This is a genomic window from Rhodoblastus acidophilus (genome assembly GCF_009720655.1).
Taxonomy (GTDB): domain Bacteria; phylum Pseudomonadota; class Alphaproteobacteria; order Rhizobiales; family Beijerinckiaceae; genus Rhodoblastus; species Rhodoblastus acidophilus_A.
The window spans coordinates 115851-141267 of the sequence record NZ_WNKS01000002.1 but is presented as its reverse complement, the minus strand read 5'-3'; the positions used below and the strand labels follow the sequence as shown (position 1 = coordinate 141267).

At 63.5% G+C, this 25417-nt stretch carries 23 protein-coding genes and 1 riboswitch; of the genes, 16 read left to right on the top strand and 7 right to left on the bottom strand.

All coding sequences use genetic code 11. The features are described 5' to 3' along the window. The first annotated feature begins 75 nt into the window (after positions 1-75). From GJ654_RS03005 to GJ654_RS02970, 8 genes are all read left to right on the top strand, one after another. On the top strand, positions 76-894 hold the full coding sequence (locus GJ654_RS03005; protein WP_155444626.1) for a cobalamin B12-binding domain-containing protein: 819 nt from the start codon (positions 76-78) through the stop codon (positions 892-894). A 4-nt stretch (positions 895-898) separates the two neighbouring features. After that, a complete protein-coding gene (gene ppsR, locus GJ654_RS03000) occupies positions 899-2356 on the top strand; it encodes a transcriptional regulator PpsR (protein ID WP_264586098.1) in 1458 nt (485 codons plus the stop codon). Positions 2357-2608: 252 nt separating this feature from the next. Continuing rightward, positions 2609-3481, top strand: a complete 873-nt coding sequence (chlG, locus tag GJ654_RS02995; RefSeq protein WP_155444624.1) for a chlorophyll synthase ChlG — start codon at positions 2609-2611, stop codon at positions 3479-3481. Between the two features lie 7 nt (positions 3482-3488). Then, positions 3489-4841 (top strand): BCD family MFS transporter, encoded by a 1353-nt coding sequence (locus GJ654_RS02990; protein WP_155444623.1) that lies wholly within the window; start codon positions 3489-3491, stop codon positions 4839-4841. A gap of 25 nt (positions 4842-4866) precedes the next feature. Then, positions 4867-6033, top strand: a complete 1167-nt coding sequence (locus tag GJ654_RS02985) for a geranylgeranyl diphosphate reductase (protein WP_155444622.1) — start codon at positions 4867-4869, stop codon at positions 6031-6033. 3 nt (positions 6034-6036) lie between these two features. Continuing rightward, positions 6037-6540 (top strand): TspO/MBR family protein, encoded by a 504-nt coding sequence (locus GJ654_RS02980; protein ID WP_319802118.1) that lies wholly within the window; start codon positions 6037-6039, stop codon positions 6538-6540. Further along, positions 6541-6843 (top strand): hypothetical protein, encoded by a 303-nt coding sequence (locus tag GJ654_RS02975; protein ID WP_155444621.1) that lies wholly within the window; start codon positions 6541-6543, stop codon positions 6841-6843. A gap of 318 nt (positions 6844-7161) precedes the next feature. Beyond that, complete coding sequence (locus tag GJ654_RS02970; protein ID WP_196305419.1) at positions 7162-7965, top strand: cobalamin B12-binding domain-containing protein; 804 nt, start codon at positions 7162-7164, stop codon at positions 7963-7965. A gap of 217 nt (positions 7966-8182) precedes the next feature. Here the strand turns inward: GJ654_RS02970 and idi are convergent, their stop codons facing one another. The 4 genes from idi to GJ654_RS02950 form a co-directional block, all read right to left on the bottom strand. Continuing rightward, entirely contained in the window at positions 8183-8722 is a 540-nt protein-coding gene (gene idi, locus GJ654_RS02965) for an isopentenyl-diphosphate Delta-isomerase (protein ID WP_155444619.1), read from the bottom strand. A gap of 19 nt (positions 8723-8741) precedes the next feature. Next, positions 8742-9368 (bottom strand): bacteriochlorophyll 4-vinyl reductase, encoded by a 627-nt coding sequence (gene bchJ / locus GJ654_RS02960; protein ID WP_155444618.1) that lies wholly within the window; start codon positions 9366-9368, stop codon positions 8742-8744. Between the two features lie 3 nt (positions 9369-9371). After that, complete coding sequence (gene bchE, locus GJ654_RS02955; RefSeq protein WP_155444617.1) at positions 9372-11087, bottom strand: magnesium-protoporphyrin IX monomethyl ester anaerobic oxidative cyclase; 1716 nt, start codon at positions 11085-11087, stop codon at positions 9372-9374. Between the two features lie 262 nt (positions 11088-11349). After that, positions 11350-11967 (bottom strand): thiamine phosphate synthase, encoded by a 618-nt coding sequence (locus tag GJ654_RS02950; RefSeq protein ID WP_155444616.1) that lies wholly within the window; start codon positions 11965-11967, stop codon positions 11350-11352. Positions 11968-11998: 31 nt separating this feature from the next. Here GJ654_RS02950 and thiM point away from each other — a divergent pair, with 31 nt between their 5' ends. Further along, positions 11999-12841, top strand: a complete 843-nt coding sequence (gene thiM, locus GJ654_RS02945) for a hydroxyethylthiazole kinase (RefSeq protein ID WP_155444615.1) — start codon at positions 11999-12001, stop codon at positions 12839-12841. On the opposite strand, the gene GJ654_RS21655 is transcribed toward thiM, so the two are convergent. Then, positions 12820-13014, bottom strand: coding sequence for a helix-turn-helix domain-containing protein (locus tag GJ654_RS21655; protein ID WP_425540371.1), 195 nt, complete (start codon positions 13012-13014; stop codon positions 12820-12822). The two genes, thiM and GJ654_RS21655, sit on opposite strands and share 22 nt — an antisense overlap. A 313-nt stretch (positions 13015-13327) precedes the next feature. Between GJ654_RS21655 and GJ654_RS02935 the strand changes: the two genes are divergently transcribed. The 3 genes from GJ654_RS02935 to GJ654_RS02930 all read left to right on the top strand — a co-directional run bounded on the left by GJ654_RS02935 (position 13328) and on the right by GJ654_RS02930 (position 15467). Next, positions 13328-14449 carry a helix-turn-helix transcriptional regulator gene (locus GJ654_RS02935; protein WP_155444613.1) on the top strand — a complete coding sequence of 374 codons (1122 nt, stop codon included), beginning with the start codon at positions 13328-13330 and terminating at the stop codon, positions 14447-14449. A gap of 133 nt (positions 14450-14582) precedes the next feature. Further along, the gene (locus tag GJ654_RS20735) at positions 14583-14729 is read left to right on the top strand and encodes a hypothetical protein (RefSeq protein WP_196305418.1); all 147 of its coding nucleotides are present in this window, start codon (positions 14583-14585) and stop codon (positions 14727-14729) included. Positions 14730-14849: 120 nt separating this feature from the next. Further along, entirely contained in the window at positions 14850-15467 is a 618-nt protein-coding gene (locus tag GJ654_RS02930; RefSeq protein WP_155444612.1) for a biliverdin-producing heme oxygenase, read from the top strand. 93 nt (positions 15468-15560) lie between these two features. Here GJ654_RS02930 and GJ654_RS02925 read toward each other — a convergent pair whose 3' ends face one another. Both GJ654_RS02925 and GJ654_RS02920 read right to left on the bottom strand, forming a co-directional pair. Beyond that, entirely contained in the window at positions 15561-16580 is a 1020-nt protein-coding gene (locus tag GJ654_RS02925) for an FAD-dependent oxidoreductase (RefSeq protein ID WP_155444611.1), read from the bottom strand. A 69-nt stretch (positions 16581-16649) separates the two neighbouring features. Next, positions 16650-16783, bottom strand: a riboswitch (TPP riboswitch). A 69-nt stretch (positions 16784-16852) separates the two neighbouring features. Then, a complete protein-coding gene (locus tag GJ654_RS02920) occupies positions 16853-18139 on the bottom strand; it encodes a cyclic nucleotide-binding domain-containing protein (RefSeq protein ID WP_196305417.1) in 1287 nt (428 codons plus the stop codon). 223 nt (positions 18140-18362) lie between these two features. On the opposite strand from GJ654_RS02920, the gene GJ654_RS02915 reads away from it, so the two are divergent. From GJ654_RS02915 to GJ654_RS02900, 4 genes are all read left to right on the top strand, one after another. Continuing rightward, entirely contained in the window at positions 18363-19556 is a 1194-nt protein-coding gene (locus tag GJ654_RS02915) for a multidrug effflux MFS transporter (RefSeq protein WP_246664566.1), read from the top strand. Between the two features lie 124 nt (positions 19557-19680). Then, positions 19681-21129 carry a tryptophanase gene (locus GJ654_RS02910; RefSeq protein WP_155444609.1) on the top strand — a complete coding sequence of 483 codons (1449 nt, stop codon included), beginning with the start codon at positions 19681-19683 and terminating at the stop codon, positions 21127-21129. A 67-nt stretch (positions 21130-21196) separates the two neighbouring features. Further along, positions 21197-22345 carry a calcium:proton antiporter gene (locus tag GJ654_RS02905; protein WP_155444608.1) on the top strand — a complete coding sequence of 383 codons (1149 nt, stop codon included), beginning with the start codon at positions 21197-21199 and terminating at the stop codon, positions 22343-22345. A 292-nt stretch (positions 22346-22637) separates the two neighbouring features. Next, a complete protein-coding gene (locus GJ654_RS02900) occupies positions 22638-25076 on the top strand; it encodes a tetratricopeptide repeat protein (protein ID WP_155444607.1) in 2439 nt (812 codons plus the stop codon). Positions 25077-25417: the final 341 nt, after the last annotated feature.

Genomic DNA, 25417 nt, shown 5'->3' with positions numbered 1-25417 from the left:
CGCTCGCCACGACGGACGGCGCTGTGGCGGTCTCGGAATTTGTGGGGCGGCATGTACCAGCCGGGCGCGTTCCCTGTGAGAATCGCCAGCGACCTCTCCGGCGCGGGAGCGTCCACGCTGCGGCGCGGCGCGCGCGCCAAGGTCGGCAATGGCGTGATCTGCGCCGAGGCGCGGCCGGCGCGCGGCCATCGCGCCCCGCCGTCCTGCGACGAATTGACCGCCCTGGCGAAACTGCTGGTGACCGGACGCGACGATGCGTTTCGCGCGGAGATTTATGGACGGCTCACCGCGGGCGCGCCGCTTTCCGTCATGATGGACATTCTCGCGCCGGTGGCGCGCGAAATCGGCTGTTTCTGGGACAGGGACGAGAGCGATCTCATCGACGTGCAGCGCGCGACCGGCGTGCTCAAGCGGCTGATCGGCGAAATCGCCCTGCGCGTCACCGCCCAGACGCTGGCGAAACCTCCTTCCATTCTCTTGCAGGTCGCCCCTGGAGAGCGGCATACGCTCGGCGTCCAGATGGCCGAATCCGTCTTTTGCGCAATGGGTTGGCGGGTGGCCAGGGGCGAGGCGCGGGGCTTCCGCGCCGACCTCGGGCGCGAATGGCGCGATTTTCTCGGTTTTTCCTTGAGTTGCGACCGCCACGTCGACGCCTTGGCCCAGGCGGTCGCCGAAGCGCGCGCGGCCTCGCGCAACCCAAAGCTGCTTGTCGTCGTCGGAGGTCCCGTTTTCTGCCGGAAGCCCGACCTCGCCAGACAAATTGGCGCCGATTTCTGTGTGTGCGCGTCCGAGATGCCTGTGCAACCCCAAGATGCATTGTTAAATGGACCACCTCGTCATACCTTTTTCACACGCGCGGCTGAGCTCGGCTTCGGTCAGCCGGAACAGGAATGAAACCGTGAGCGACCGCTCGTCGGCTTTCCCTCCCAAGGGACGATTCTCAGACGCGAGGCAGCATCTTGGCGGCGTGGACGCGGTCACGGCGGGCGCCCTGATTGCGGCCTCCGCCGATGTGTCCATCGTCATGGACAAGGATGGCGCGGTTCTCGACATCGCCTTCGCCGAGCCCGGACTCGCCAAGGAGGTTGGCGGCGCCTGGGTGGGACGGCGCTGGATCGATCTGGTCACCAGCGAAACCCGCCCCAAGATCGACGACCTCTTGAGCGAGGCCAATCCAAGCCAGCCCACGCGCTGGCGTCAGGTCAATCATCCCTCCGCGCTTGGCGGCGCCGACGTGCCCGTGCGCTATTGCGCGATCCGCGTCGAAACCGAGCAGCGCGTGGTGGCGGTGGGCCGCGACATGCGCGCGCTGGCGGCGCTGCAACAGCGCCTCGCCGACGCCCAGCAGGACATGGAGCGCGAATATGCGCGCATCCGCGACGCCGAAAAGCGTTACCGCCTGCTGTTCCAGCTCTCCGCCGAGCCCGTCGCCATCATCGACGCCAACACCCAGCGCATCGTCGAGGTCAATCCGGCGGCGGCCACGCTGTTTGGCGTCGATCCCCGGCGCATCCCCGGTTCGCCCTTCGTCGACCTTTTCGACGCGCGCAGCAAGCAGGCCATCCAGTCGTTTGTCGCCGCCGCGCGGCTGGCGCCGCGCGTCGACAATGTCATGGTCGAGACCGCGCAGCAGAACGTGCGCGTGCTGATCTCGGGCTCGCTGTTCCGGCAGGACAGCGCCGCGCATCTGCTGGTGCTGTTCTCGCGAGTCGAAGGCGCCGGCGGCGCGCGCAGCGAGCAGGAGACCAACCTGCTGCAGATGGTCGTCGCCATGCCCGAGGCTTTCGTCGTGGTGAGCGGCGACTTGCGCGTCGTCAGCGCCAACGCCGCTTTCCTCGACCTCGCCCAGGTCGGCGTGGAGGCGCAGGCCAGGGGCGAAAAGATCGAGCGCTGGCTCGGCCGGCCCTCCATCGATGTCGGCATCCTCTTCGCCAATCTGCGCGCCCATGGCGCGGTGCGACATTTTTCCACAATCATGCGCGGCGAACTCGGTTCGACCGAGGATGTCGAGGTCGCCGGCGTGCTGCTTCCCGGCGCCGGCGAGCCGAGCTATGGCCTCACGGTGCGGGCGGTGGGCTGGCGTCCCGGCAGCGAGCGGCTGGGCGGGCGCGAATTGCCGCGCACGGTCGAGCATTTCATCGATCTCGTCGGCCGCGTTCCCCTGAAGAACCTGGTGCGCGAGACCACGGACCTCATTGAAAGGCTGTGCATCGAGGCGGCGCTGGAGCTGACCAACGACAATCGCGCCGCCGCTGCCGAAATGCTCGGCTTGAGCCGCCAGGGTTTTTACGCCAAACTGCGCCGCTATGGCCTTGGCGATCTCGGCGACGACGACCATTCCGACGACGAGGCGTGACCTGGAAATGGGGGGCTGGATCGCATTGCGCTCTCAGTCCCGCTCCTTCGCCAAGGACCAAGGCGATGCGTTCCGGTTCCCTCGTAGTGGTGCGCGCGGGGCAGGCAGCGGGTCGGGGACAGGAACGAATTGCGCGTCCAGTCTTCGCCCCCAAGCGGCGCCTTTTTCGCGCGCAATTCGATCCGGTCCCCAAAGCGCGGAAAGCGTAAATGTTGCTTGACACTTTTGAGTGTCAAGTCTAGCGTTTTTTCCATGTCAAAGCCTCAATTGCCAGAACCCTCAGCCGTCCTGGAACTGCTGAAACCCGTCACCTGGTTCGCCCCGATGTGGGCCTATATGTGCGGCGTCGTGTCGTCCGGCGTGCCGATCCGCTGGGGCGCGGCCATGCTCGGCGCCGTGCTCGCGGGGCCGCTGGTCTGCGCCACCAGCCAGGCCGTCAACGACTGGTACGACCGTCACGTCGACGCCATCAACGAGCCGAACCGTCCCATTCCTTCCGGTCGCATTCCCGGCGAATGGGGCTTTTATATCGGTGTCATCTGGTCGGTGCTGTCGCTGATCGTCGCCACCGCGCTCGGCACCTCGGTGCTTCTGGCCGCGATCTTCGGCCTCGCTTTGGCTTGGGCCTATAGCGCGCCGCCGTGGCGGCTGAAGCTTAACGGCTGGTACGGCAATGCGGCCGTGGCGATCTGCTACGAGGGCGTTCCGTGGTTCACCGGCGCCGCCGCCATGGCCGGCGCCTTCCCGAGCAATTCCATCATTCTGTTCGCGCTGCTCTACAGCTTCGGCGCCCACGGCATCATGACCTTGAACGATTTCAAGGCCATCGAGGGCGACAAGGTGATGGGCGTGCGCTCGCTGCCGGTCCAGCTCGGGGTGGAAAAGGCCGTGCGGCTCGCCTGTGTGGTCATGGCTGCGCCGCAGCTCGTCGCCATCTATCTGCTCTGGCATTGGGGTCATCCGTTCTACGCCTTCCTCATTGTCGGCCTGTTCATCGGCCAGCTCGTGCTGATGGCGCGGCTGCTCAAGGACCCGCGCGGCCAGGCGGCTTATTACAACGCCACGGGAACCACCCTCTACGTGCTGGGCATGCTGGTCAGCGCCTTCGCGCTGCGCGCCGGATGAGGTCTCAATGAGCGCCACGGTCATATCGCTGCATCCTCCGCACCTGACCTGGGCGGGGATCCTGAGGCTGGGCCTCGTCCAGACCTCGCTCGGCGCGATCGTGGTGCTGATGACCGCGGCGATCAACCGCGTCATGGTGGTCGAGCTGGCGCTGCCGGCGGTGATCCCCGGCCTGCTCGTCGCCCTCTTTCATGGCGTGCAGGTGATGCGCCCCGCCTGGGGCCACAAGTCCGACGTCGCGGGACGGCGCACGCCTTGGATCGTCGGCGGCATGGCGGCGCTTGCGATCGGCGGCGTGCTCGCCGCCTCGGGCGCGGCGCTGGCGGGAACCGACCGGACCCAGGGGCTCGCCGTCGCGGCGCTCGGCTTCCTGCTGGTCGGCTGCGGCGCCGGCGCGGCCGGCACCAATGTGCTGGCGACGCTCGCCGCGCGCGTCGCGCCGCAACGGCGCGCCGCCGCCGCCACCCTCGTCTGGGTGATGATGATCGTCGGTTTTGCGGTCACGGCGCCGCTCGCCGGCCATTTCCTCGATCCCTATTCGGGCGCGCGGCTGATCGCCGTGACCTCCGTCGTCTGCGTCAGCGCTTTCGTCATCGCCAGTCTCGCCGTGTTGGGCGTCGAGGCCAATTCCGTGGCGAAGCCCGCGCATGAGCGCCGCTCCGCCTCGTTCCGCGACGCTTTTCGCGAAGTCTGGTCCGAGCCGGCGGCGCGCCGCTTCACCGTCTTCATCTTCGTCTCCATGCTCGCCTATAGCGCGCAGGAGCTCTTGGTCGAGCCGTTCGCCGGCCTCGCCTTCAACATGCCTCCGGGCGTGACGACGAAACTCGCGGGCCTCCAGCATGGCGGCGTGCTGCTCGGCATGATCGTGGTCGCCATCGGCGCGTCGGCGATCGGCGGGCCGCGCCTCGGCAACCTGAAACTCTGGATCGTCGGCGGCTGCCTTTTCGCGGCGGTCTCGCTGGTGGCGGTGGCGCTCACGGGGCTGCTGCACTCGGATCCCACGCCGCTGCGCGTGGCGATCTTCGCGCTGGGCGTCGGCGATGGCATTTACGCGGCCTCGGCGATCGGGGCGATGATGGGACTCGCCAGCCGGGGCGCGGAATCGCGCGAGGGCGTGCGCATGGGGCTTTGGGGCGCGGCGCAAGCCTTGGCCCTGGGCGCCGGCGGTTTGATCGGCGCCGCCCTGGTGGACATCTCCCGCTGGGCGCTGGGCTCGGCGCTGATGGCCTATGGCGCGGTGTTCGTCTTCGAGGCCGTCGCCTTTGTCGCCGCCGCGCTGCTGGCGACCCGCATCGAGCGGGAGGCCACACAACCTCTCGCGCAAACCGTGGAATTCGGAAGCGCGCCCACAGGCGCTTAGGACAGTTCAAAACAAGGAGAGACCCATGTCAGCTCAGGATCGCTACGACGTCGTCGTAGTCGGGGGCGGACCGGCTGGCGCGACGGCTGCGCAGGATCTGGCCAAGGCCGGTCGCAAAGTTGCGCTGCTCGACAAGGCCGGACGTATCAAGCCGTGCGGCGGCGCCATTCCGCCCCGCGCCATTCGCGACTTCGACATTCCCCAGCACCTGCTGAAATGCCGGGTCAACATGGCGACCATGATTTCGCCCACCAACAAGCGCGTCGACATGCCCATCGACGGCGGCTATGTCGGCATGGTCGACCGGCTCGAATTCGACGAATTCCTGCGCGTGCGCGCGGCTGAATCCGGCGCCACCCGCGTGACCGGAACTTTTTCGCGGATCACCCGCGAGAACGGCGACACGCTCGTGCATTATTGCCCGAAGGATTCGGTCGCCGAGGAAACCCTGCGCACCAAATTGGTGATCGGCGCCGACGGCGCCCTGAGCAAGGTCGGCCGCCAGGAGATTCCCGGCGCTGAAAAAGTGCCGATGGTGTTCGCCTATCACGAGATCGTCGAGACGCCCGCCGAAAATCAGAACCGTTGCGAAATCTACTATCGCGGCACGCTGTCGCCCGATTTCTACGCCTGGGTGTTCCCGCACGGCCCGACCATGAGCGTCGGCGTCGGCTCCGCGCACAAGGGCTTTTCGCTGCGCGGCGCGGTCGCCGACCTGCGCGCGGAAACGGATCTGGGACCGCTGAAAACCATTCGCGGCGAAGGCGCCCCCATTCCGCTCAAGCCTCTGAAGCGTTGGGATAATGGCCGCGACGTGGTGCTGGCTGGCGACGCCGCCGGCACGGTCGCGCCCGCGTCCGGCGAGGGCATCTATTACGCCCTGCTCGGCGGCCGTCTCGCGGCCGAGGCCTGCGAAGAGGTTTTGAAGACCGGCGACGTCAAGGCCCTTGGGCTGGCGCGCAAGCGCTTCATGAAGGACCACGGCCGCGTGTTCTGGGTGCTCGGCCTGCTGCAGCGCTTCTTCTATTCCAGCGATCGCGCCCGCGAGAGTTTCGTCAAAATCTGCCTCGACCCCGACGTGCAGCGGCTGACTTGGGAATCCTACATGAACAAGGAATATCCCAAGCGGAACTTTGTCGCCCAGATGCGCATTTTCTTCAAGGACGTGGCGCATCTGCTGAGACTCGCCTGACCCATGATGCAAACCTTTTGGGCTCATCTGACAGAAATCGCGGTGGCTGCGGCCGCCGTGCTTTTCGTCGCGGTGATCGGCGGCCTCACGACCAACACCGGGCCCTGGTACAAGAACCTGCGATTCCCGGCGGCCAAGCCGCCGGACTGGGCGTTCGGGCCGGGCTGGGCCTTGATCTTCGCCCTGATCGCGACGGCGGGCGTGATCGCCTGGAATGACGCGCCCGACGCCGCGACCCGCTCCGCGCTTCTGGCCCTGTTTGCGATCAACGCCGTGTTCAATCTGGCGTGGAGCCCGCTCTATTTCACCTTGCGGCGGCCCGACTGGGCGCTCATCGAACTCGTTCCGTTCTGGCTTTCGGTGCTGGCGCTGATTCTGTTCTGCTCTGGCTTTTCGCCGCGCGCCGCCTGGCTGCTGAGCCCCTATCTCGCCTGGGTGAGTTTTGCCGGATGGCTGAACTGGCGGGTCGTGCGCCTGAATGCGCCTTTTGGTCGCAGGGTGGCCTGAATGACGACCGCCTGGTTCGACCCGCGCTATATCGATCTCGCGCTCGTATTGATCGTTGTCGAAGGCGTCGCGCTGCTGGTTTATCGCGCCAAGACAGGAAAAGGACCGGCGCCGCGCGGACTTATCGCAAATTTTGCCGCCGGCGCCTGTCTGTTGCTTGTCGCCCGCGCGTTGCTCACCGGCGCGGGCGGTCTCGCCACGCTCGCGGCGCTGACCGGGGCGCTTGTCGCGCATGTCGTTGATCTTGCACTGCGTTGGGAGAGCGGATCGCGCGCTGCGGGGGGCGATCGACCCAAGGGGTGAGGCGGAATGTCGCACTTTCGACCGGCCGATCAAACAAGCGTGACCGTCCGTGAGGCCTCCGTACGAAGCGCAATGTTCTAAATCAAAGACTTGACCAAAAGCAGGTGTTACCTGTGCGCCTGACAATTCGTCCTGTGGGCATTGACGCTTGTCATTTGGGCTTTACTCGCGTGAGGTTTTTGGGCTTTATAGCCCCGCTAGCCCTCATCGACTGGCTCTACGGACTTGCCCATCGGTGCTGTTAACCGGGAGGGGTTAATGGGTTTTGCAGGATTTGCCTTGAACGCTCGCGATCATCATCACGCGGGCATTGTGCAAATGAGTGATGCAAGCAAGATAGCGGTGGTTAAGCCGCAACTGGTTGAGTCTCAAAGCGCTCGTCTGGAAAAGGTCGTCAACGAACACCTCGGCCCGAAACTCGCGAGCCTTCATCAGAAATGGCTGGTTCCGGCGTTCCCCTTCGAGGCGGACGCCGAGATCATCAATGAATTCGCGCGCCTTGTGGTGCAGCCGGACGGAACGGCCGCCGAGCAATTCTTCCTTCGCAAGCGCGACGAAGGCATGAGCATGGCGGCTCTGTTCGAGACGCTGCTCACGCCTGCGGCGCGACGCCTTGGAGACTGCTGGTACGAGGACGAGTGTGATTTCGTCGACGTCACCCTGGGCGTCATGCGGTTGCGCGCTCTGCTCGAAACCTGCGTGCGGGTTTCCGGCGCTCCGGCGGCCCCCGGCCGCAACGCGCTGCTGATCTCCGCGCCTAAGGAGCGGCATTTCTTCGGTCTCGAAGTGGTTTCGGCCTTCCTGGCGTCTTCGGGTTGGGACACCACCCTTTCGCTCGGCCAATCCGCCGCCGCCTACGCCCGGATCGCGGAATCCCAATGGTTCTCGGTGCTTGGCGTCACCGTGGCCGACGAGGCGCATCTCGACGGCGCCGCGCGCGCCATCGAGGCGGTGCGGCGGCGCTCCGCCAACCCGTCGATTTCCGTGATCGTCGGCGGCTGGGCCCTGCGCGGCCGTCCCGATCTCGCCGCGCGCATCGGCGGCGACGCCATGGCTGAGGACGGACCCGGCGCGCTGCTGCTCGCCAACCGCTTCTTCTTCGATCAGGCGGCCGCCGCCTGATCACGGAATGTGTTCACGTGCTTTTGCGCGCGTCTCGGTTGAGGCGCGCGTTTTTTTTCGGGAGCGGGCGGCAGAGCATTTTCGAGCGAAGTGGATGCCGGTTCGCGTGAAGAAAATGCGCGAAAACAAAAAGCGCATTTTCGAGCGAAGTGGATGCCCGTTCGCGTGACGACAACGTTTCAAAGCAAAATGCTGGAGGCCGTTCGGGGAACGGGCTCTAGTCCGAGGCGGCGCCGAGAAAAATCGCGTCCGCGTGTTCCTCCAGATAATGTCGGAACCAGTAGGTGTAGGCCTGGGGATTGCGGGCGACGTCCTCGATCAACCGCTCGCGCGAAAACCAGCCGCAGTCCATGACCTCGTCCGGGTTGGGACGCGGCTCGCCGTCGAATTGGCCGTGGAACATGTGCACGACCTCGTCCTCGACGAGGCCCGCGCCGACATCCGCCCGGTAATGGGTGATGCACAGGAAATTCAGCCGGCAATCGACGCCAAGCTCCTCCCTGAGCCGCCGCGCCGCGGCTTCCGCCACCTCTTCGCCGACGCGCGGATGGGTGCAGCAGGTGTTGGTCCACAGGCCGCCGGAGTGGTATTTCCTCAAGGCGCGGCGTTGCAGCAGCATTTCCCCGCGCGCGTTGGTGACGCAAACGGAAATCGCCCGATGCCTCAGGCCGAGCCGGTGTGCTTCAATCTTGCCGAGCGTCCCGACCGCGCGGTCCTCGGCGTCGACGAGGATCACGGTTTCGCGGTCGTCGTTCATCTCTGGTCCCAGGTTGCCTTTACGGGCTAGACGATTTCTTGTCCCAAATCAATTGAAAGTGACAGCTATTGTCACCCTGCGCGCAGCAGCTGGTTTCGCGCGCCTGCGTGGCGGGCGAGACCAGGGCGCGAAACAGGGTTTCGAACACCGCCGCGTGCCAGACGCAGGCGGGCGCTTCGGCGTGAAGGCCCTCACAGAGCGGATTGTTGCGGATGACCGCCTCGACGCCCGAGCCGACCGTATAGGAAAAACCGTCGGCGCCGCCAAAGGTCCAGGCGTTGGCGGAGATCGCGCGCATCAGGACGGACGCGGCGAGCCGCGCCGGCAGCAGTTTGAGCACAACCTGCGCGGGACGCGGGATGCGGACGGCCAAGAGATATTCGGCGGTGAGGCGCCCGGCGAGCGCGAGCGCCGCTTCGGCGCGTGGCGCGGGCAACACGTCGCGAAGGCCGACATGCAGGCGGGCGGCTTCGCTTGCCGGAATCATGGAAGAGGGGGGGGAGTCGATCCAGGCGCTGCGGTCCGCTTGCGCGAACAGGCGCTCCATCGCCTCGGTTTCGCCGAGCGTTTTGAGCGCGGCGACCAGTTGAATAACGGCGTTCGGGCCGATGTGGCCCGAACGCTCAATTTCGTTTGGATGCGGCATCAATCAGACGCGCATGCCGATGCGCGCGTCCTTGCCAGACTTGGCCGCTTCCTCGGCGCGGCGGGCCAGCGTGGCCTCGTCGATGCCTTCGGAGTCCTCGTCCGACAGTTGCTGATCGCCGCCGCCGCAGGCCTTGATGTCCAGAGCCGGGGCCGCAACCGCCGCCTTTTCAACATGCTTGCGCGAGTTCTCGGCGGCCGCCTTCCAGTCGCCGGTGGTGGCGGCGTCCATCTTGCGCGACTCGTCGAAGTGGAAGTCCACGGTCTTTTTCGACTGCGGACCCCAATAGCCGACCTTGCCGAGGTCGTAGAACTTGCGTTGGAAGCCGGCCTTCAGGAAGGCCTTGAGGCAGCCGAGCAGATAGCGCCGGCGCATGCCCGACCCCGACCACGGGTAGGAGAACAACGCTTTCTTGGCATAGAAGCGACGGTAGTTGTTCATCACGTGGTCGAGCAGCTCGCCACGCTCCAAGGCCAAGGGCTTCATGATCGGCGTGACGAAATTGTACTTCTCGAAGTCGAACACCTCGACCTTGTCCTGCAACTCCTGGAAGAGCGGCGTGAACGGCCAGGGGGTGTACATCGACCAGTTGGCAAGATCGGGCTTCCAATCCTGCGTCATCTTGTAGGTCTCTTCGAGCGTCTCGGCGGTCTCGTTCTCGAGGCCGACGATGAACTGCGCTTCGACGACCATGCCGTTCTTGCGCAGCAGCTCGATGGCGCGCTTGTTGTCGTTGACCTTGGTTTCCTTGTTGAACAGGTCAAGCTTCAACTGGGCGGCGGCTTCGGTGCCGAGCGAGACGTGGAGCAGGCCGGCCTTGCGATAGAGCGGCAGCAACTCTTCGTCGCGGAGAATGTCGGTGACGCGGGTATTGATGCCCCACTGGACCTTGTCCGGCAGGCCGCGCGCGATCAGCTCCTCGCAGAACTGAATGAATTTCTTGCGATTTATGGTCGGCTCTTCGTCAGCGAGGATGAAGAAGCGGACGTCGTGCTTCTCGTAGAGGCGCTGGATTTCGTCCGCCACCTTCTTCGGGTCGCGAACGCGGTAGTCGCGCCAGAACTTCCACTGCGAGCAGAACGAGCAGGTGAAGGGACAGCCGCGCGCCATGTTGGGGATGGCGACTCGGCAGTTCAGCGGGATGTACTGGTACTTGTTCCAGTCCAGGATATCCCAGTCGGGATCGATCCCGTCGAGATCCTTGACGGTCGGCGCCGCTTCGGTGGCGACGATCTGCGACGCACCGTCGGCGGCCTTGTCGATATAGGCGATGCCCTTGACCGACTTGCGGGTCTCGTTCCAGTCGCCGGCTCCGAAGGCGCGCAGCACCTCGACGAGGATCTCTTCGCCTTCGCCGCGCACGACCGCGTCGACCCAGGGCGCTTCCGCAAGCACCTGCTTGAACATGAAGGTCGCGTGGACGCCGCCGAGCAGCGTCAGGGCGTCGGGGCAAACTTCCTTGGCGATCTTGAGGCTGTTTTCGGCCTTGTAGATCGAGGGCGTGATCGAGGTGCAGCCGATGACGTCAGGCTTCGCCTCGCGGATGCCACGCGCGAGAGTCTCGTCGTCGATGTCGTCGGTCTGCGCATCGATGAACACGCACTCGTGTCCGGCGTTGCGGACGGCGCCGGCGAGATAGGCGGCCCAGGCGGGCGGCCACGTGCCGGCGATTTCGGCGCCGCCGGAATGATAATTGGGGTGGATCAGCAGGAGGCGCATGGGACACCCCATCTTGAGTTGTACGGGATTGTTGACACTGGGATTGTAAAGCTCAATTTACATTTGTCAATCGAGGCATAGTGTTTACGACGGTCTCGATTGTCAAAACGTCAATCCGAGGCGGAGCGCGCGCTGCGGAGGTTTTGCCGGCCTTTGGACTGCGCACGACATCTCGTCGCTGATCGGCCGGGAAAATCCCGGGAGCGTGACTCCGCTTCCGCTGCTGCATTACCTCGGGAAGCCTGCGCAGGCAAGAGCGAAGTCAGGCCGACGCCTTCACGAAGGCGCGCGTCGCCGCGATCCAGTTTTTGGCGCGACGTTCCGGGTCGGGCGCGGCGGCGACGTCGCTGATGACCGCGAGGCTGTCGGCTCCTGCGGCGAACACCGTCCCTGCGTCTTCAAGACGCAGGCCGCCGATGGCGATCAGGGGCCGCTCGCCGAGGCGGTTTTTCCATTCGCGCAGGTTTTGGAGGCCTTGCGGCGCGCGTTCGAATTTCTTCGACGCCGTGGCGAAGATGGGTTGCAGGGCGATACAATCGGCGTCGAGCGCGAGGGCGGTCTCCAGCTCCTCCTCGGTTTCGGTGGAGAGGCCCAGGGTCAGGCCGGCGGCGCGGATCGCCTTGATGTCGGCCGATTGCAAATCCTCCTGGCCCAGGTGGATGTGCGCGCAGCCCAGGTCCCTGGCGAGGCGCCAATGGTCGTTGACCACCAGTTGCGCGCCATGGGCGTCGCACAGGTTTTTTGCGCGCAAAATTTCGGCGCGCAGCGCGGGCTCCGGCATTTCCTTGATGCGCAATTGCACCAGTTTCACGCCCCAGGCGAGGGCGCGTTCGATGGCCGCGGCGCTGTCCAGAATCAGGTAGAAGGGGTCGATCTGCATGGCTGAGGCCTATCGAATTTGGGACCGTTTTATGAGCACATCTTGCGCATTGACCGACGCCGCCTGTCGTCTGCTCGACGACCTGCGACAAAAGCGCCCGCTGGTGCAGAATGTCACCAATTACGTCGCGATGGACCTGTCCGCCAATGCGCTGCTGGCGATCGGCGCCTCGCCGGCCATGGTCCATGCGCCGGAGGAGGCGGGCGAATTCGCCGCGCTCTCCGATGCCGTGGTCATTAATATCGGCACGCTTTCGAAAACGTTTGTGGCGGGCATGATGGAGGCCGCGAGGGTTGCGGGCGCCAGTTCGAAACCTTGGGTGCTTGATCCCGTGGGGGCGGGCGCGACAAAATATCGCAATGAGACGATCGCCGAACTGCTCGCTTTGAAACCGACGGTCATTCGCGGCAATGCGTCCGAAATCATCGCGGTCGCGCGCGTCGCCGGGTTTTTTCACGAGGCGGCGGCGGGCAAGGGGGTCGACAGTCTGCATGGGACCGAGGCGGCGCTGGAGCCGGCTTTGGCTCTGGCGCGGGGCTTGGGCTGCGTGGTGGCCGCGACCGGCGCCGTCGATCTGGTCACCGATGGCGCGCGCGTCGCCCGCATCGCCAATGGCGCGCCGATCATGGCGCAGGTGACCGCGAGCGGCTGCGCCCTGTCGGGGATTTTGGGGGCTTTTGTCGCGCTCACGCCGGATTTTTTTGCCGCGACGGTCGCGGCGCTTGGGATTTATGGCGTCGCCGGCGAAATCGCGGCGGCGGGCTGCGCGGGGCCGGGAAGTTTCAGAGTCGCGCTGCTCGACCAATTGGCCGGCGTCGGCGGCGAGGCGCTGCGGGCGCGGCTCAAGCTGTCTCAGTCGGCCGTGGAGATATGAGCGATGCGCGGCGCGTCGGCGGCATCGAGAAAGAACGAGGGCGGCACGTTCAGTTCGTCGGAAAGTTGCTGAAGCAGTTGGGCGCCGATCCCACCCGACCCGCTTTCGAAAGCCTCTATTCGGCCGGGGCTCACGCCCAGAGCCTCGGCGAGATTGTCTCGGCTTTTCCCCATCAACATGCGGAGCATGCGGATCCGGCGGCCAACCTCTTCGTTCATGTGTTCACCGCGTTTTTCAGAATCGACATTTGAAACGCCGCCTCCAACGCTCGAAGTCGCTCGCCACGCCCGCCCGCGCCATTTGACGCCAATAAGCGTTGATTTTGCCCAGAGTCTCGTCGCCCCGCATCCCCCATTTGGGGACTGCGGGCGCGCGGGTTCTCGCCTCGAACCCAGCGGTCCCGCAAGCTTGAGCCTTCCAAAGTATGCGTTGCGTCAGTTCGGCTAAACTTGGCGTAATGCCCGGAAATTGCAGAGGGGGCGCGGGTTGAACGAGCGATTTGTGACGGCGGTCGAGGCCATCTACAACGCCGCGCCCAATCCCGCCTCCTGGCCTGAGGCGCTGCAGGCGATGGCGGATTGTTTCAACGATGTCGGCGCCGTCTTGCTGTGGCATCGCGACGACGGCAGTTTCGGCGTGATCGCTTCTCCCGGACTGGCCGAAGCGCAAAAAGATTATGCGGAAAACGGCTGGTCGTTGCGGGACACCCGCAGCATTCGCGCGATAGAGCAATCGTACTGGGTGCGGACCGACGTGGTCTGCGACCGCGACGTCATCTCCGAACAGGAAATGAACAAGGATCCTTTTTATCGCGACTTCCTGGCCCGCTACGGACTGAAATGGTGCGCCGCCGTCGGCGTTTCACCCGACCCGCAAGTGGCGGCGGCGGTCAGCATTCAGAGGGTGAGCGGGAAGCCGGCGTATAGCGACGCGGAGATCGAAATGCTCGGCAAGCTCGGCCGCCATGTCGAAAGCGCGCTGCGCCTGAGCCTGCGTCTGCTTGACGCCGAACTGGTCAAGGACAGTCTTGGCGAGGCGTTCAACCGGGTCAATATCGGCATATTCGTGCTGGACTCGCTCAGCCGCGTCATCTTCTCCAATCTCGCCGGACGGGATTTGTCCGACGCGGGCCTGTCCGTCGTCGACGCGCGGCTGCAGGCGCCCTCGGGCGCGGAACAGAAGGCGCTTCAGGCCGCCATCGCCGCCACATTGCGCACGGCCGCGCCGGACCTCGCGGCGCCGCCCAAGCCGATCCTGATCCAACGGGAAAACAGCCGCACCCTGGTCGTCTATGTCATGCCCGTGTCGAACGCGCCCGACCCCCGCCAGGCTTTTCTGACCCATGCGCGCGCCATCGTCCTGGCGATCGATCCGGACGCCGACGCGCCCGCCGATCCCGCCGTCGTTCGCGATCTCCTGGGATTGACGCTCGGCGAGGCCCGTATCGCCGCCCTCGTCGGCCATGGAATGGCGCCGAAGGACGCCGCCGGACGGTTGGGCGTCACGGAGGAAACCGCGCGCACCGTGCTCAAGCGCGTGTTCGCCAAGGTCGGGGTGTCAAGGCAAAGCGAATTGTCGACGCTGCTGTCGAAGCTGGTGCTCAGATAACCGCGATCGCTCCGCAAGCGCGCCTGCGCGCCGATTGTTGAACAGCAGGCCGTCGCGGCGTAGTCTGCTCCCAGCGGTGATGAGGCCGAGCGATCTCATCATGGCTCCATCTGATCGCCTGAGGGACCTGGCTATGCAAAAAGGACAATCGCCGGGGCGCGGCATGGACTGGCGACGGCCGCATCATTCGCCGCTGTTCTGGATCGGGGCCGCGCTGTTTCTCGCCGCCATGGCGATTTACCTGTGGTCGCAAGACCTGTCGACGCTCCCACAAGTTTGACGCGGGACGGCGCCGCGCGCGAGACGCCTTCGGGCGAAGGGAATGTCTGGGGATGACAAAAATGGGCTGTGGTTTTTCCGGCGGGCGCCCGGCGGACCTCATTTGGGATAGGCGATGACCATGCGGCCGCAATCCGAAACAAGCCGCGCCGCGCGCCTCGACGGCCGGGGCCGGCTGCGCGAGGCGACCCGGGCGGCGCACGAACGCCTGCACGGCCAGAGACTTCTGGCGCCGCTGGGGGACGGGTCCATCGGTTTGCCCGCCTATCGCGCGCTGCTGGGGCGCCTTTACGGGTTTCACGCGCCGCTGGAGGGGCTTGTGGCGGCGAGCCCCTGGGCCGACCGCTCGGATGCGGCCTTGCTGGCGCCGCGCGCGCCGCGCTTACGTAAAGACTTGATCGAACTCGGCGCCGAGGCTGCTGATCTGGAGCGCCTGCCCATGGTTGCGGCGTCCGATCTGCCCGATTTGGGGGATTACGGCCGTTTTGTCGGCTGTCTCTATGTGCGCGCGGGCTCGACGCTCGGCGCGCGCCTGCTGTCCAAGGCGCTCGATCCGCTGTTGGGAGCTGGCAATTCTTTGGGACGCGGGTTTTTGGCCGGCGGCGACGGGGCCGACCTGCAATGGCGCGCGTGCTGCGCCGCCATCGACGGCGCGACGGCGGCGGGGGATTGGGACGCCATGCTCTCCGGCGCCGATGAGACATTTTCGGCGCTGGAGGCTTGGTTGGACGCGGCCTGAGGTTCTCAGCGCCGCTGAAAGCGCCGTGGGCCGCCCTCGCCCTTCGAGACGCCTGCTGCGCAGGCTCCTCAGGGTGAGGGCTCCTTTTACCCTCTACACCGCCTCGGCGAGGCCGAGGCGCGAGAGTTCGTCGCGCATCAGGTCTTGCGAGACCGCGCCGCCGAAGACGAAGTCCGCCGTTTGCCGCGCTAGCGACGGCGCCAGCAAAAATCCGTGACGGAACAGGCCGTTGATGAAAATGGTGCGGCCCTCGACGATGATGCGCGGCAAATTGTCGTGGAAGGCGGGGCGCAGGTCCGAGCCCATTTCCGAAATTTCCGCCTCCGCCAGCGCCGGGTGGATGGCGTGGGCGGCGTTGACCAGATCGACAATCGAGCGCGCGGTGACGCGGCGGCGCTCCTCGTTCTCGATCTGGGTGGCGCCGATCATGAAATTGGCGTCGGGACGCGGCACGACATAGACGGGGTGGCGAGGGTGCAGCAGGCGGATCGGGCGCGACAGCGCGATGTCGCGCGTGTTCAAAACCATCATCTCGCCTTTGACGCCGCGTAGCCCCTTGAGCCGGTCGCGCGCCGCAAAACCGCGGCAGTCCACGGTCCAGTCGGCTTCGCCCTCGACGTCCCCGGCGTCCATGCCGAAGCGGAAGCGGGCGTTGGACATGGCGGTCAGCCGCCGCGCGATCGTGTCGAGCGCGACGCGCGGATCGAGATGGGCTTCCTTCGGGAAGAACAGCGCGCGGGAAAAACGGCCGGCGAGGTCGGGTTCGAGTTCGGCGAGGCGGTTGCCGCCGATTTCCTCGAACTCGGCGGTGCGGCGGGCGAACTGGCGCAAATCCGCCTGATCGCGCGGCGTCGCCACCACCAGGGAGCCGCGCGTTTCAGCGACCGGGACGGTGCGGGTCCAGTAGACCAGCGCCTCCATGCCGAGGCGGGCGACCAGCGGTTCCGCCGAGTCCAGCTCGCACCAGGGCGCGACCATGCCGCCCGCGTACCAGGAGCAACCGCGACCCGGCGCCTCCTCGCGCTCGACGATCTCGACCTCCGCGCCGCGCCGCGCGAATTCATAGGCCGCCGTCAAGCCGGCGACGCCGGCTCCAATAATTCTGATGCGCATCCGCGCCTCCTCCACATGTGGGTCAGGGCGACGGGCGGATTTGGTTCGCGCGCGAAAAAAGGGAAAAGGACTCCCGGCGAACGCCATCCCTCCGCCGGCATGATCCGGATCAGGTTTTGGGGATCGCCGCGCCGCGCGAAAATTGTTGTTTTTCCGCGCCAGCGGCCTCTCAGCTTTTTGGCAAAGCTCTCCCTGGCCAAGCACATGGTTTCCCGGTCAGGGCGCGCCGTCAAGGGTCGGAGTCAAAACTGCGACGAAGCGCCGCGAAAAAATCAGCAGCAGGGCGCGTCCTTGCGGCACGCCGCGCAATGCGAGGATTCGATCACGGGAATGCGGGCGCCGCCCGAGGGGCTTTTGCGCGCGACCTCGCAGCCGGGATCGCCATCGAAGAAATCGCGGATCTGGCCGCGACCCAGCGTCTTGGCCTGGTGAAGCGCGATATCGGCGAAGCAGACGATTTTTTCGATGTGGTCGTCGGCGGTGGGAAAGATCGTGGCCGAGCCGATCGCCGCGATCACCGAGGCTTCCGCGCGCCGCGAGTCGTTTTCGAGCATGGCCGCCAGCTTTTCGGCGAGCCGCATCGCATCGCCCCGGTCGGCCTTCGGCGCGGCGATCGCAAAAATGTCGCCGCCGTAATGGACCATGAACTTGCCATCGCGATCAGCCTCGCGGGCGATCGTGTCGCCCACGGCGACCAGCAGGCCGCGATCGGCTTCGCTGGACGCGCGCCCCTGTCCGACATCGATCAGCAGCAGCGAAATCGGCGCGCCGGCGCTTTCCGCCTTGCGCCAGGAGCGCACCAGGCCATCATCGAATTTCCGCCGCCGGCCCATGGAGGCGAAGCGGGTGAGAATCGGCCGGCGGTCGTGCGGCGCGTCGCCCGCCACGCCGTCGACGAAGCGCGCGAGGCGGTCGATATCCTGGATGGTGACGCGGTCGTTGACGATCCGCACCCCCTGGTCGGCGAGGTGGACCAGCGAGCGCGAAAAACTTTCGAGCTTGGCGCCGACGAAGCGGGCGATCAGCGTCTTGCTGAAGGGAAGGGAAAAATTTTGGGGTTGGCCCGTCAGTTCCGCCTGCTGGAGCAGGAAACCGGCGATCCGCTGCGGCACCGAGCGGGTCTTGAGCTGCTCGACCTGTTCGACGAGCCCCTTGTTGGCGGCGGCGGACAGGGAAAGCAGGGTGAAGGCCAGTTCCGGGCGGCGCAGGATGGCGTTTCGCAAGGTTTGCGCGTCGAGCCGCGCGACCCGCGCCGAGGAGACGGCTTCGGCGATCACGTGATGGCGACCGTCCGCGAACATCGACGGTTCGAAATAGATTTGGCATGCGGTGAGGACGCCGATGACCTCATGGTCATGGCTCGCCGTCTCGCGGCACAGCTTTAGGCATCCCGACAGCACGACGAACAGCCCGTCCGCCGCTTCACCCTGCCAGAACACCATTTCTCCGCGCCGGTACTCGCGGACCGAGCCCGAGGCCGCCAGCAGGCTGCACAGGTCTGGCCCCAGAAGCTGGAACAGGGGAGAGCGCAATGCGGCGCTCAGCTCTCGCGACTCCATGGTCAAAAGCCTTCCGCCAGGACATAATGAACGTATATTACCACGCTTTAGACGAAACACAGTTTGACTATGGTCAAATAATGGCGTTCTCAAGACCTTGGGGCAGGCTGCGCGGATCATCCGGTCGCTGCTCCGCAGCGGACGGGAACGCATTGCCCCAACGGCGGAGCCCCGTCCGGAGGCCTTCTGGGCGCAATGCGATCCAGTCCTCCGGGAGGAATCCTTGTCGTCCGAACGAAACAGCCCTGGCGTGCTCGCGATCCTCAGCGCCCTCATGGGCTTCGCCTCGATTTCCACCGATCTCTATCTTCCGGCGCTGCCCGCCATGGCGGAGGCGCTGCGCGCGGGGTCCGGGGAGATGGAATGGACGATTTCCGGCTTTTTGGTCGGCTTCAGCCTCGGCCAGCTCGTCTGGGGGCCGGTCGGCGACCGATATGGCCGGCGCGGTCCGGTCGCCGTGGGGCTCGTGATCTTCGCGCTCGGCTCGGGCGGCTGCGCTTTGGCGTCCAGCGCCGGGCAGATTGTTTTTTGGCGGGTGGTGCAGGCTGTGGGGGCCTGCGCCGCCGTCGTCCTGTCGCGCGCCATGGTCCGCGACCTCTATCAGGGCGAGAAATCGGCGCAGATGATGTCGACGCTGATGACGGTGATGGCCGTGGCGCCGCTGGTCGGGCCGCTCGCGGGCGCGCAGATTTTGGCTTTCGCCTCGTGGCGCGCCATTTTTTGGGTGCTCGTCGCCGTCGCCGTTTTCACGCTCGCGGCGCTGACTGTCTTGCCCGAAACGTTTCCATTGGAGCGGCGCAGCAAAGAGTCTTTGGGCGCGGCGTTCAGGGGCTATGGCCAGCTCGTGCGCGACAGGCGCATCCTTGGCTTCGCCGCGACCATCTCGTGTTTCTATGTTGGCGTGTTCGCCTATCTCGCCGGCGCGCCCTTCGCCTACATTACGTACTACGGCGTTCCGCCCGGCTGGTTCGGCTTGTTGTTCGGCGCGGCGATCCTCGCCATCATGGCCGCCAACATGCTCAACGTCCGGCTCGCGCCCGTTTACGGCAGCGCGCGGCTGCTGCGGGTCGGGGGGCTTTTTGCGGGCGGCGCCGGGCTTGCCCTGGCGTTTGCCGGGTTGACGGGGGCCGGGGGGCTCGTGGGGTTGGTCGCGCCGCTGCTGGTTTTCAACGGCGCCAGCGGGCTGATCGTCGCCAATGCGCTCGCCGGGGCGCTTTCCCTGCGTCCCGAGCGCGCCGGGGCGGTGTCGGCGCTGGTCGGGGCGCTGCATTATGGCGCGGGCATTTTGGGCTCCGGGGTGGTCGGCGTGCTCGCCAACGGAACGCCGGGGCCCATGAGTGTGATGGTCGCGGCGGCGGGCGTGGGGACCGCGCTTTGCGCCTGGACTTTGGTTCCGGCGCATCCTGCTAAGGAATAAGAGCAAAATGTCTCTTGTTGAGGCGCATTGCTGAAAAAAATGACTTGGGACAATGGGGCGGATGATCGTGCTTGGTAAGGATCATGCCGCACTTCGTGTCCAATAAAAGCTGACAGGAACGTCCATGGCTCACATCAAATTCTACTCCGGCGAGGAAGTCCCGCTGGAGATGCACAAGGTTCGCATCGTCCAGAAGCTGAGCCTGCCGCACATCGAGCGCCGCCTGGAGGCTCTGAACGAAGCCGGCAACAACACGTTCCTGCTGAAGAATACCGACATCTATCTCGACATGCTGACCGATTCCGGCGTCAACGCCATGAGCGACAAGCAGCTCGCGGCGATGATGGAATCCGACGACAGCTATGCGGGCTCGTCGACCTTCACCAAGCTGGAAAACAAGATCCGCGACATTTTCGGCACGGACTATTTCTTGCCCGTGCACCAGGGTCGCGCGGCGGAAAACGTTCTGGCGAAAGTGTTCGTGCGGCCGGGGCAGGTCGTGCCGATGAATTATCATTTCACCACCACCAAGGCGCATATCTGCGTCAACGGCGGCTCGGTGGACGAAATCATCATCGATGAGGGCCTGGAGGTCACCAGCTCCAATCCGTTCAAGGGCAATATGGACATCGCCAAGCTCGAGGCGATCATTCAAAAACGCGGCGCCGAAAACATCGCCTTCGTCCGAGTCGAGACCGGAACAAACCTGATCGGCGGGCAGCCGCATTCGCTGGAAAACCTGCGGCAGGTCAGCAATGTCTGCAACAAATACGGCGTGCTGCTGGTGCTCGACGCCAGTCTGCTGGCGGACAACCTCTATTTCATCAAGACGCGCGAAGACGCCTGCAAACAGATGAGCGTGCGGGAAATCACCCGCGCCATCGCCGATCTCTGCGACATCATCTATTTCTCGGCGCGCAAACTCGGGTGCGCGCGCGGCGGCGGCATTTGCACGCGCAGCCGCGATCTGTTCATGAAGATGCGCGAACTCGTCACGTTGTACGAAGGTTTTCTCACCTACGGCGGCATGTCCGTGCGCGAAATCGAGGCGATCACGGTCGGCCTTGAGGAAACCATGGACGACGACATGATTTCCCAGGGGCCGCAGTTCATCGCCTATATGGTGAACGAACTGGACCGCAAGGGCGTGCCGGTGATCACGCCTCCGGGGGGGCTGGGCGTGCATCTCGACGCCAAGCGTTTTATTCCGCATGTGCCGCAGACCGAATATTCGGCGGGCGCGCTGGCCTCCGCTTTGTTCCTGGTCAGCGGCGTGCGCGGCATGGAGCGCGGCTCGGTGTCTGAGCAGCGCGACGATGACGGCAACGAGGTTTATTCCAACATGGAATTGCTGCGGCTCGCCGTTCCGCGCCGCGTCTTCACCATGTCGCAGCTGAAATACGCCATTGACCGCATCGTCTGGCTGTATGAAAACCGCGCGCTGATCGGCGGGTTGAAGTTCGTCGAGGAGCCCAAAATGCTGCGGTTCTTCTTCGGCAAGCTCGCGCCGACCAGCGACTGGCAGCACAAGCTGGTGGCGAAGTTCCGGTCGGATTTGGGCGACAGCCTGTAAGGTTTTGGGAGGCCGCCGCGCGCGCGGCGGCCTTTCGTTGCTGACGTAAAATTTCGGGAATGAGAGAATGAGCTTTGGCGAACGGGTGGGCCGCGCCTTGGCCCCTCGCAAGGATGTGCTGGCGACCCTCAGGCGCGAAAGTTTCTTGTTGGTCCCGGTGGCGACTTGCGCCGCTTTCCTGAGTTTTGGTCCCTTCCTGCTCGCGGATTTGCACCATCCGCTGAAGCTTGGCCTCGTCTTCCTGTGGCTGTTTGGCGTGATCCTGGCGTCGTCGCTTGGCGTGGTGCGCCATGCCGAGCATCTTGCCCTGCTTCTGGGAGAGCCTTACGGCACGCTGATCCTGACCTTGGCGGTCACCGCCATCGAGGTGATGAGCATCTCCGCCATCATGCTGCACGGGGACAACAATCCGACGCTGGTGCGCGACACCCTGGTCGCGGTGATCATGATCATCCTCAACGGGATGGTTGGGTTGTCGCTGCTGCTGGGCGCGCTCAGGCACCGCGAGCAGCACTATAATCTTCAGGGGGCGAACGCCTATCTCGGCGTGATCATTCCCCTGGCGGTGATGACGCTGGTCATGCCCAACTATACCACGACGACGGTGGGCCCAACCCTTTCGACCGCACAGGAGCGCTTCCTGGCGCTGATGGCCGTGGCGCTCTACGTTGCCTTCCTCATGGTGCAGACCGGCCGGCACCGCGGCTATTTCACTGGCCCTGGCCAGATTGAACACCATGGCGAGGGCGAGCCGGCGGGGAACCGCTCCATCGCCTTCCACGCGGCCATGCTCGCCGCCTTCATGCTTCCCGTCGTGTATCTTGCCGAAAAACTCGCCCATCCCGTCGATTACCTGATCGAGACCCTGGGCGCGCCCGCCGCGCTGGGCGGCGTCACGATCGCGATCCTGGTGGCGACGCCGGAGGCGATTGGCGCCACAAAGGCGGCGGTCCGCAACCAGATGCAACGCTCCATCAATATTTTTCTCGGGTCCGTGCTGTCGACGATCGGACTCACCGTTCCCGCCATGCTGGTCGTGAGCGCCTGGACCGGCCACAACATCGTGCTGGGCGTCGAGCACTCCGATTTCGTCCTGCTGTTGCTGACGCTGGGGGTGAGCGTCGTCACCTTCGCCAGCGGGCACACGAATATTTTGCAGGGGATGGTGCACCTGCTGCTGTTCATGGCGTTTGCGCTGCTTATTTTTCAGGGGTGAGGGGGATTGGGGAGGGGGCTGCTCGTTTGTCTGACAGTAGGCCAAGGTTGCTTCATGAACGCGATCTGGTTCGAGGACACGCTACGATAATGGCGAGGTTATTCGAAGGCGACGCGCTCGACTCGCCTGACGACCGTCTCTTACTGAGCTCAGGCGGGCATCAGCGCGGTCTTGACGGAAACAATGGGTGATCGCTGCTTGATCTCGGAGCAGCAAGAAGCATTTTTTGTACCCGGGTCTTGCCCAATAATGATATGGAGCCAACGATTTCTGGCTCAGAGGATTTTTCGCAATGGATAAGACCGCCTTTGAAGCCGAACCGGACGTGATCCGTGTAAGGATTGCTGTTAGCGACAGGTCTGACCACGGACAGATAACCGTAGTGACGTTCGAGACTTCTCCTACCACTCAATTTCAGTTCTCGACCGCTGCGGACGCTACTCACAGGTATTTAATCGACGATTGCGCGAAGGAGGCAATAAACGCGGTCAAAGCTGCCAACACGGTCCGTGCAGACGATTGGTTTGAGAATCTTGTTGCGGACATATGCGTCAGGCTGGAGGCACGTGGGCTCGGAGTCGACAGGCTTCCAGCTGCTGACGTTGAGCTTAAGTTCGAAATCGACTTGCGCAGCGGCGTTCTGGTCGGCCGTTCGCAAGCGCTGCACCCCTTCGCGAAAGCAGACGATGCGATCACTAGAGGCGTCAGAGAAGCCATCTCAAAAGCTTTCGATCCTGCCGTCGAAACGTTACTCAAGGCTTTAAAAGTACAAATCTCTGCCGGGGAGCATGCTGAGGCGGCACGCTTAATCACCGAAAACGAGAACGCCCACTTGGCGATCTTGTCTCGGCACAATGGCCTTTTGGATACGATTTGCCAAATAGATCGATCCAAACTGACGCAGGAACTGCGAATTGCACTACAGCGCGTGCTGATTACCTTTGCGGGGAATCAGTCAAGAGAGGAGCTTGTCGGCGACGACGCCGAAGACCTCTTGCGCGAAGATATCGGGCTGGATCACGAGGCTCGCATTTATCTGCAAACATTTATCGGCGTTGCCGCGATAAGGCGTGGCCGCGACGAATATGCAATTTCGACATGGCGTGGCTTGTTGCGCACTCCCGGTCAAATCACTGCGCGTCAACGGGGATGGATTTGGCGCAACCTGAGTATGGCGCTGGGCAACGATGAGCCTGAGGCAATCCGAGCGGCTGAAAATGCCATCGACGCCTTTCTTGAAGCTGGGGACAAGCGGGAAGCGGCGAAAAGCATTAACCAGCTCTCGGTTCTTCTAGAGAAGACAGAACCGAAAAATGCTCTTCAACAATATGACCGGATGCTCACCGTTATTTCGCGTAACGGTGTAATGGATGATGAGATTTGCGCAAATATATTTCACGCGAAAGCGCTTAAACAGCTTGATTCTGGTGACCCGGGTGAGGCGTTGCAGTCTGCCAAAGCGGCAATCAAAGTTCGCGAAGGATTGATTGGCGTTGAAGAAGCTCTTCTGTCATCGATGCATCTTGCGGCTATATGCGCATTGAACGTCGGGCTCGAACACGAGCACCTACAAATTGACGCTGCAATTAAGCAATTGGAAAGCCAATTAAAATCCGGTCATTTTAAAATTGCCCGAAGAGTTCAGTCTTTGCTCGTCTGCTATAAAGAGGATGAGGCGCGCGAACTATTGCGCGAGGTCGAAGGCAAAAGTGATGAGCTTTTTGCTGGAGTTTCTATTGCTGCCGCGATAAAAAATCCTAATCTCACTCCAATCCAACGTATAGGCAAACTCGAGGCCACGTTGAGGGAGCTTGAACAACGCAAAGTGCATGAGGATACCAAGTATCCTGCTAGATTAGCTATCGCACAAATATTGCGCGACGAAGGAGAGTGGCTACGAGCTGCGAAGTGGTACTACAAAATTCTAGAATGCAGTCATATGAATATATTAGTCAAGCAACTATTAATAGATACATTATGGCAAGCAAAGGAATGGGGTTCGGCTGCGACCTTCATCAAGCAGGAGTTGGATGCTGTTGGAGATAGGCCAGGCTTGCTATACGCGTATGGAATATCCCTTTACGAGGATGGAAGGTATAGCGATGCCGTGAAAGCATTGCACGACGCACTTCGCTTGGCAGACAGAAATGAAACGCTTCAAGAAAAAATCAGAGCCCTTCGCGATCAGGCATTGGATCGCGGCGGAACAATTATGCCAAGAACAACTCCGATTTCGCCCGACGCACCGGTGACGTTGGATTACATCGGTGGAGTGCTGTCTGCTTTCCGCGACTTTATCTCCGGCAGCGAAAGGATGGGTTTTTGGCATAAGTCCGACAAAGCAAAAGATTACGAGTGGATTTCATCACCGGAGCGACATGGCCAAAAACTTTTGCGTGCGTTCGCGAAAGGTCACTTTCTGGACCGAGTCGACGAGTTCGAAGAACTTTGGACCGGTGCCGGACGCTTGGACGTGCTTTTAAAGTTTGCTGGGGGGCTCTCGATCATTATTGAACTGAAAATGTGCGGGTTTAGATATTCGAGTAATTATGCTGCGAGCGGCGAGACGCAAATTCGACATTACATGCGCAGCCGAAATGTGCACGTCGGATTCCTGATAGTTTTTGATGCACGGCTCCAGCAGAATGGCGAGAAGTTGTTAGTGGGTGCGACGAATAGCCAAGATACGATCGATGAAATTCTAATCGACGTACGACCCCGGGTTACGTGATACAGCGTGCGACGGCGCAAACACGCAATAATGTCAAGCTCCATCGGCAGGTTAAGGGCCGTTGTTACATCGCGAGAAGATATCAACACATTGGTGCTGCACTGGTCCTTGCCCGAGCATCGCTTGCATGGTAACTCCCCGCCAATTCAGAGGAAGTCGCCTCGTTGCGTTGGTTTTGTTTTGGCTCTGCCTTTTTGCTCGCGACAGCGCGTTTTTCGAAATATTCTATTTCTGGTTGAAATTGAGCCGCGCAAAACCGCTCAAGACTGACGAATTTGTGCAAAAAACATGCGATTTTTGACGAAAAACACGCGATTTTCGCGTCTGCACCTTGCAGGTTG

Excerpts from the sequence above, each read along its gene's own strand:
- GJ654_RS21655 (WP_425540371.1), bottom strand. The coding sequence starts at position 13,014 with ATGGGGAAAAGCCGAGACAATCTCGCCGAGGCTCTGGGCGTGAGCCCC.
- GJ654_RS02900 (WP_155444607.1), top strand. The coding sequence starts at position 22,638 with ATGGATAAGACCGCCTTTGAAGCCGAACCGGACGTGATCCGTGTAAGG.
- GJ654_RS02905 (WP_155444608.1), top strand. The coding sequence starts at position 21,197 with ATGAGCTTTGGCGAACGGGTGGGCCGCGCCTTGGCCCCTCGCAAGGAT.
- GJ654_RS20735 (WP_196305418.1), top strand. The coding sequence starts at position 14,583 with ATGCAAAAAGGACAATCGCCGGGGCGCGGCATGGACTGGCGACGGCCG.
- bchJ (WP_155444618.1), bottom strand. The coding sequence starts at position 9,368 with ATGCCGCATCCAAACGAAATTGAGCGTTCGGGCCACATCGGCCCGAAC.
- chlG (WP_155444624.1), top strand. The coding sequence starts at position 2,609 with ATGTCAAAGCCTCAATTGCCAGAACCCTCAGCCGTCCTGGAACTGCTG.
- idi (WP_155444619.1), bottom strand. The coding sequence starts at position 8,722 with ATGAACGACGACCGCGAAACCGTGATCCTCGTCGACGCCGAGGACCGC.
- GJ654_RS02950 (WP_155444616.1), bottom strand. The coding sequence starts at position 11,967 with ATGCAGATCGACCCCTTCTACCTGATTCTGGACAGCGCCGCGGCCATC.
- GJ654_RS02930 (WP_155444612.1), top strand. The coding sequence starts at position 14,850 with ATGCGGCCGCAATCCGAAACAAGCCGCGCCGCGCGCCTCGACGGCCGG.
- GJ654_RS02970 (WP_196305419.1), top strand. The coding sequence starts at position 7,162 with ATGAGTGATGCAAGCAAGATAGCGGTGGTTAAGCCGCAACTGGTTGAG.
- GJ654_RS02990 (WP_155444623.1), top strand. The coding sequence starts at position 3,489 with ATGAGCGCCACGGTCATATCGCTGCATCCTCCGCACCTGACCTGGGCG.
- GJ654_RS02925 (WP_155444611.1), bottom strand. The coding sequence starts at position 16,580 with ATGCGCATCAGAATTATTGGAGCCGGCGTCGCCGGCTTGACGGCGGCC.
- GJ654_RS02985 (WP_155444622.1), top strand. The coding sequence starts at position 4,867 with ATGTCAGCTCAGGATCGCTACGACGTCGTCGTAGTCGGGGGCGGACCG.
- GJ654_RS02920 (WP_196305417.1), bottom strand. The coding sequence starts at position 18,139 with ATGGAGTCGCGAGAGCTGAGCGCCGCATTGCGCTCTCCCCTGTTCCAG.
- thiM (WP_155444615.1), top strand. The coding sequence starts at position 11,999 with ATGAGCACATCTTGCGCATTGACCGACGCCGCCTGTCGTCTGCTCGAC.
- bchE (WP_155444617.1), bottom strand. The coding sequence starts at position 11,087 with ATGCGCCTCCTGCTGATCCACCCCAATTATCATTCCGGCGGCGCCGAA.
- GJ654_RS02910 (WP_155444609.1), top strand. The coding sequence starts at position 19,681 with ATGGCTCACATCAAATTCTACTCCGGCGAGGAAGTCCCGCTGGAGATG.
- GJ654_RS02980 (WP_319802118.1), top strand. The coding sequence starts at position 6,037 with ATGATGCAAACCTTTTGGGCTCATCTGACAGAAATCGCGGTGGCTGCG.
- GJ654_RS02975 (WP_155444621.1), top strand. The coding sequence starts at position 6,541 with ATGACGACCGCCTGGTTCGACCCGCGCTATATCGATCTCGCGCTCGTA.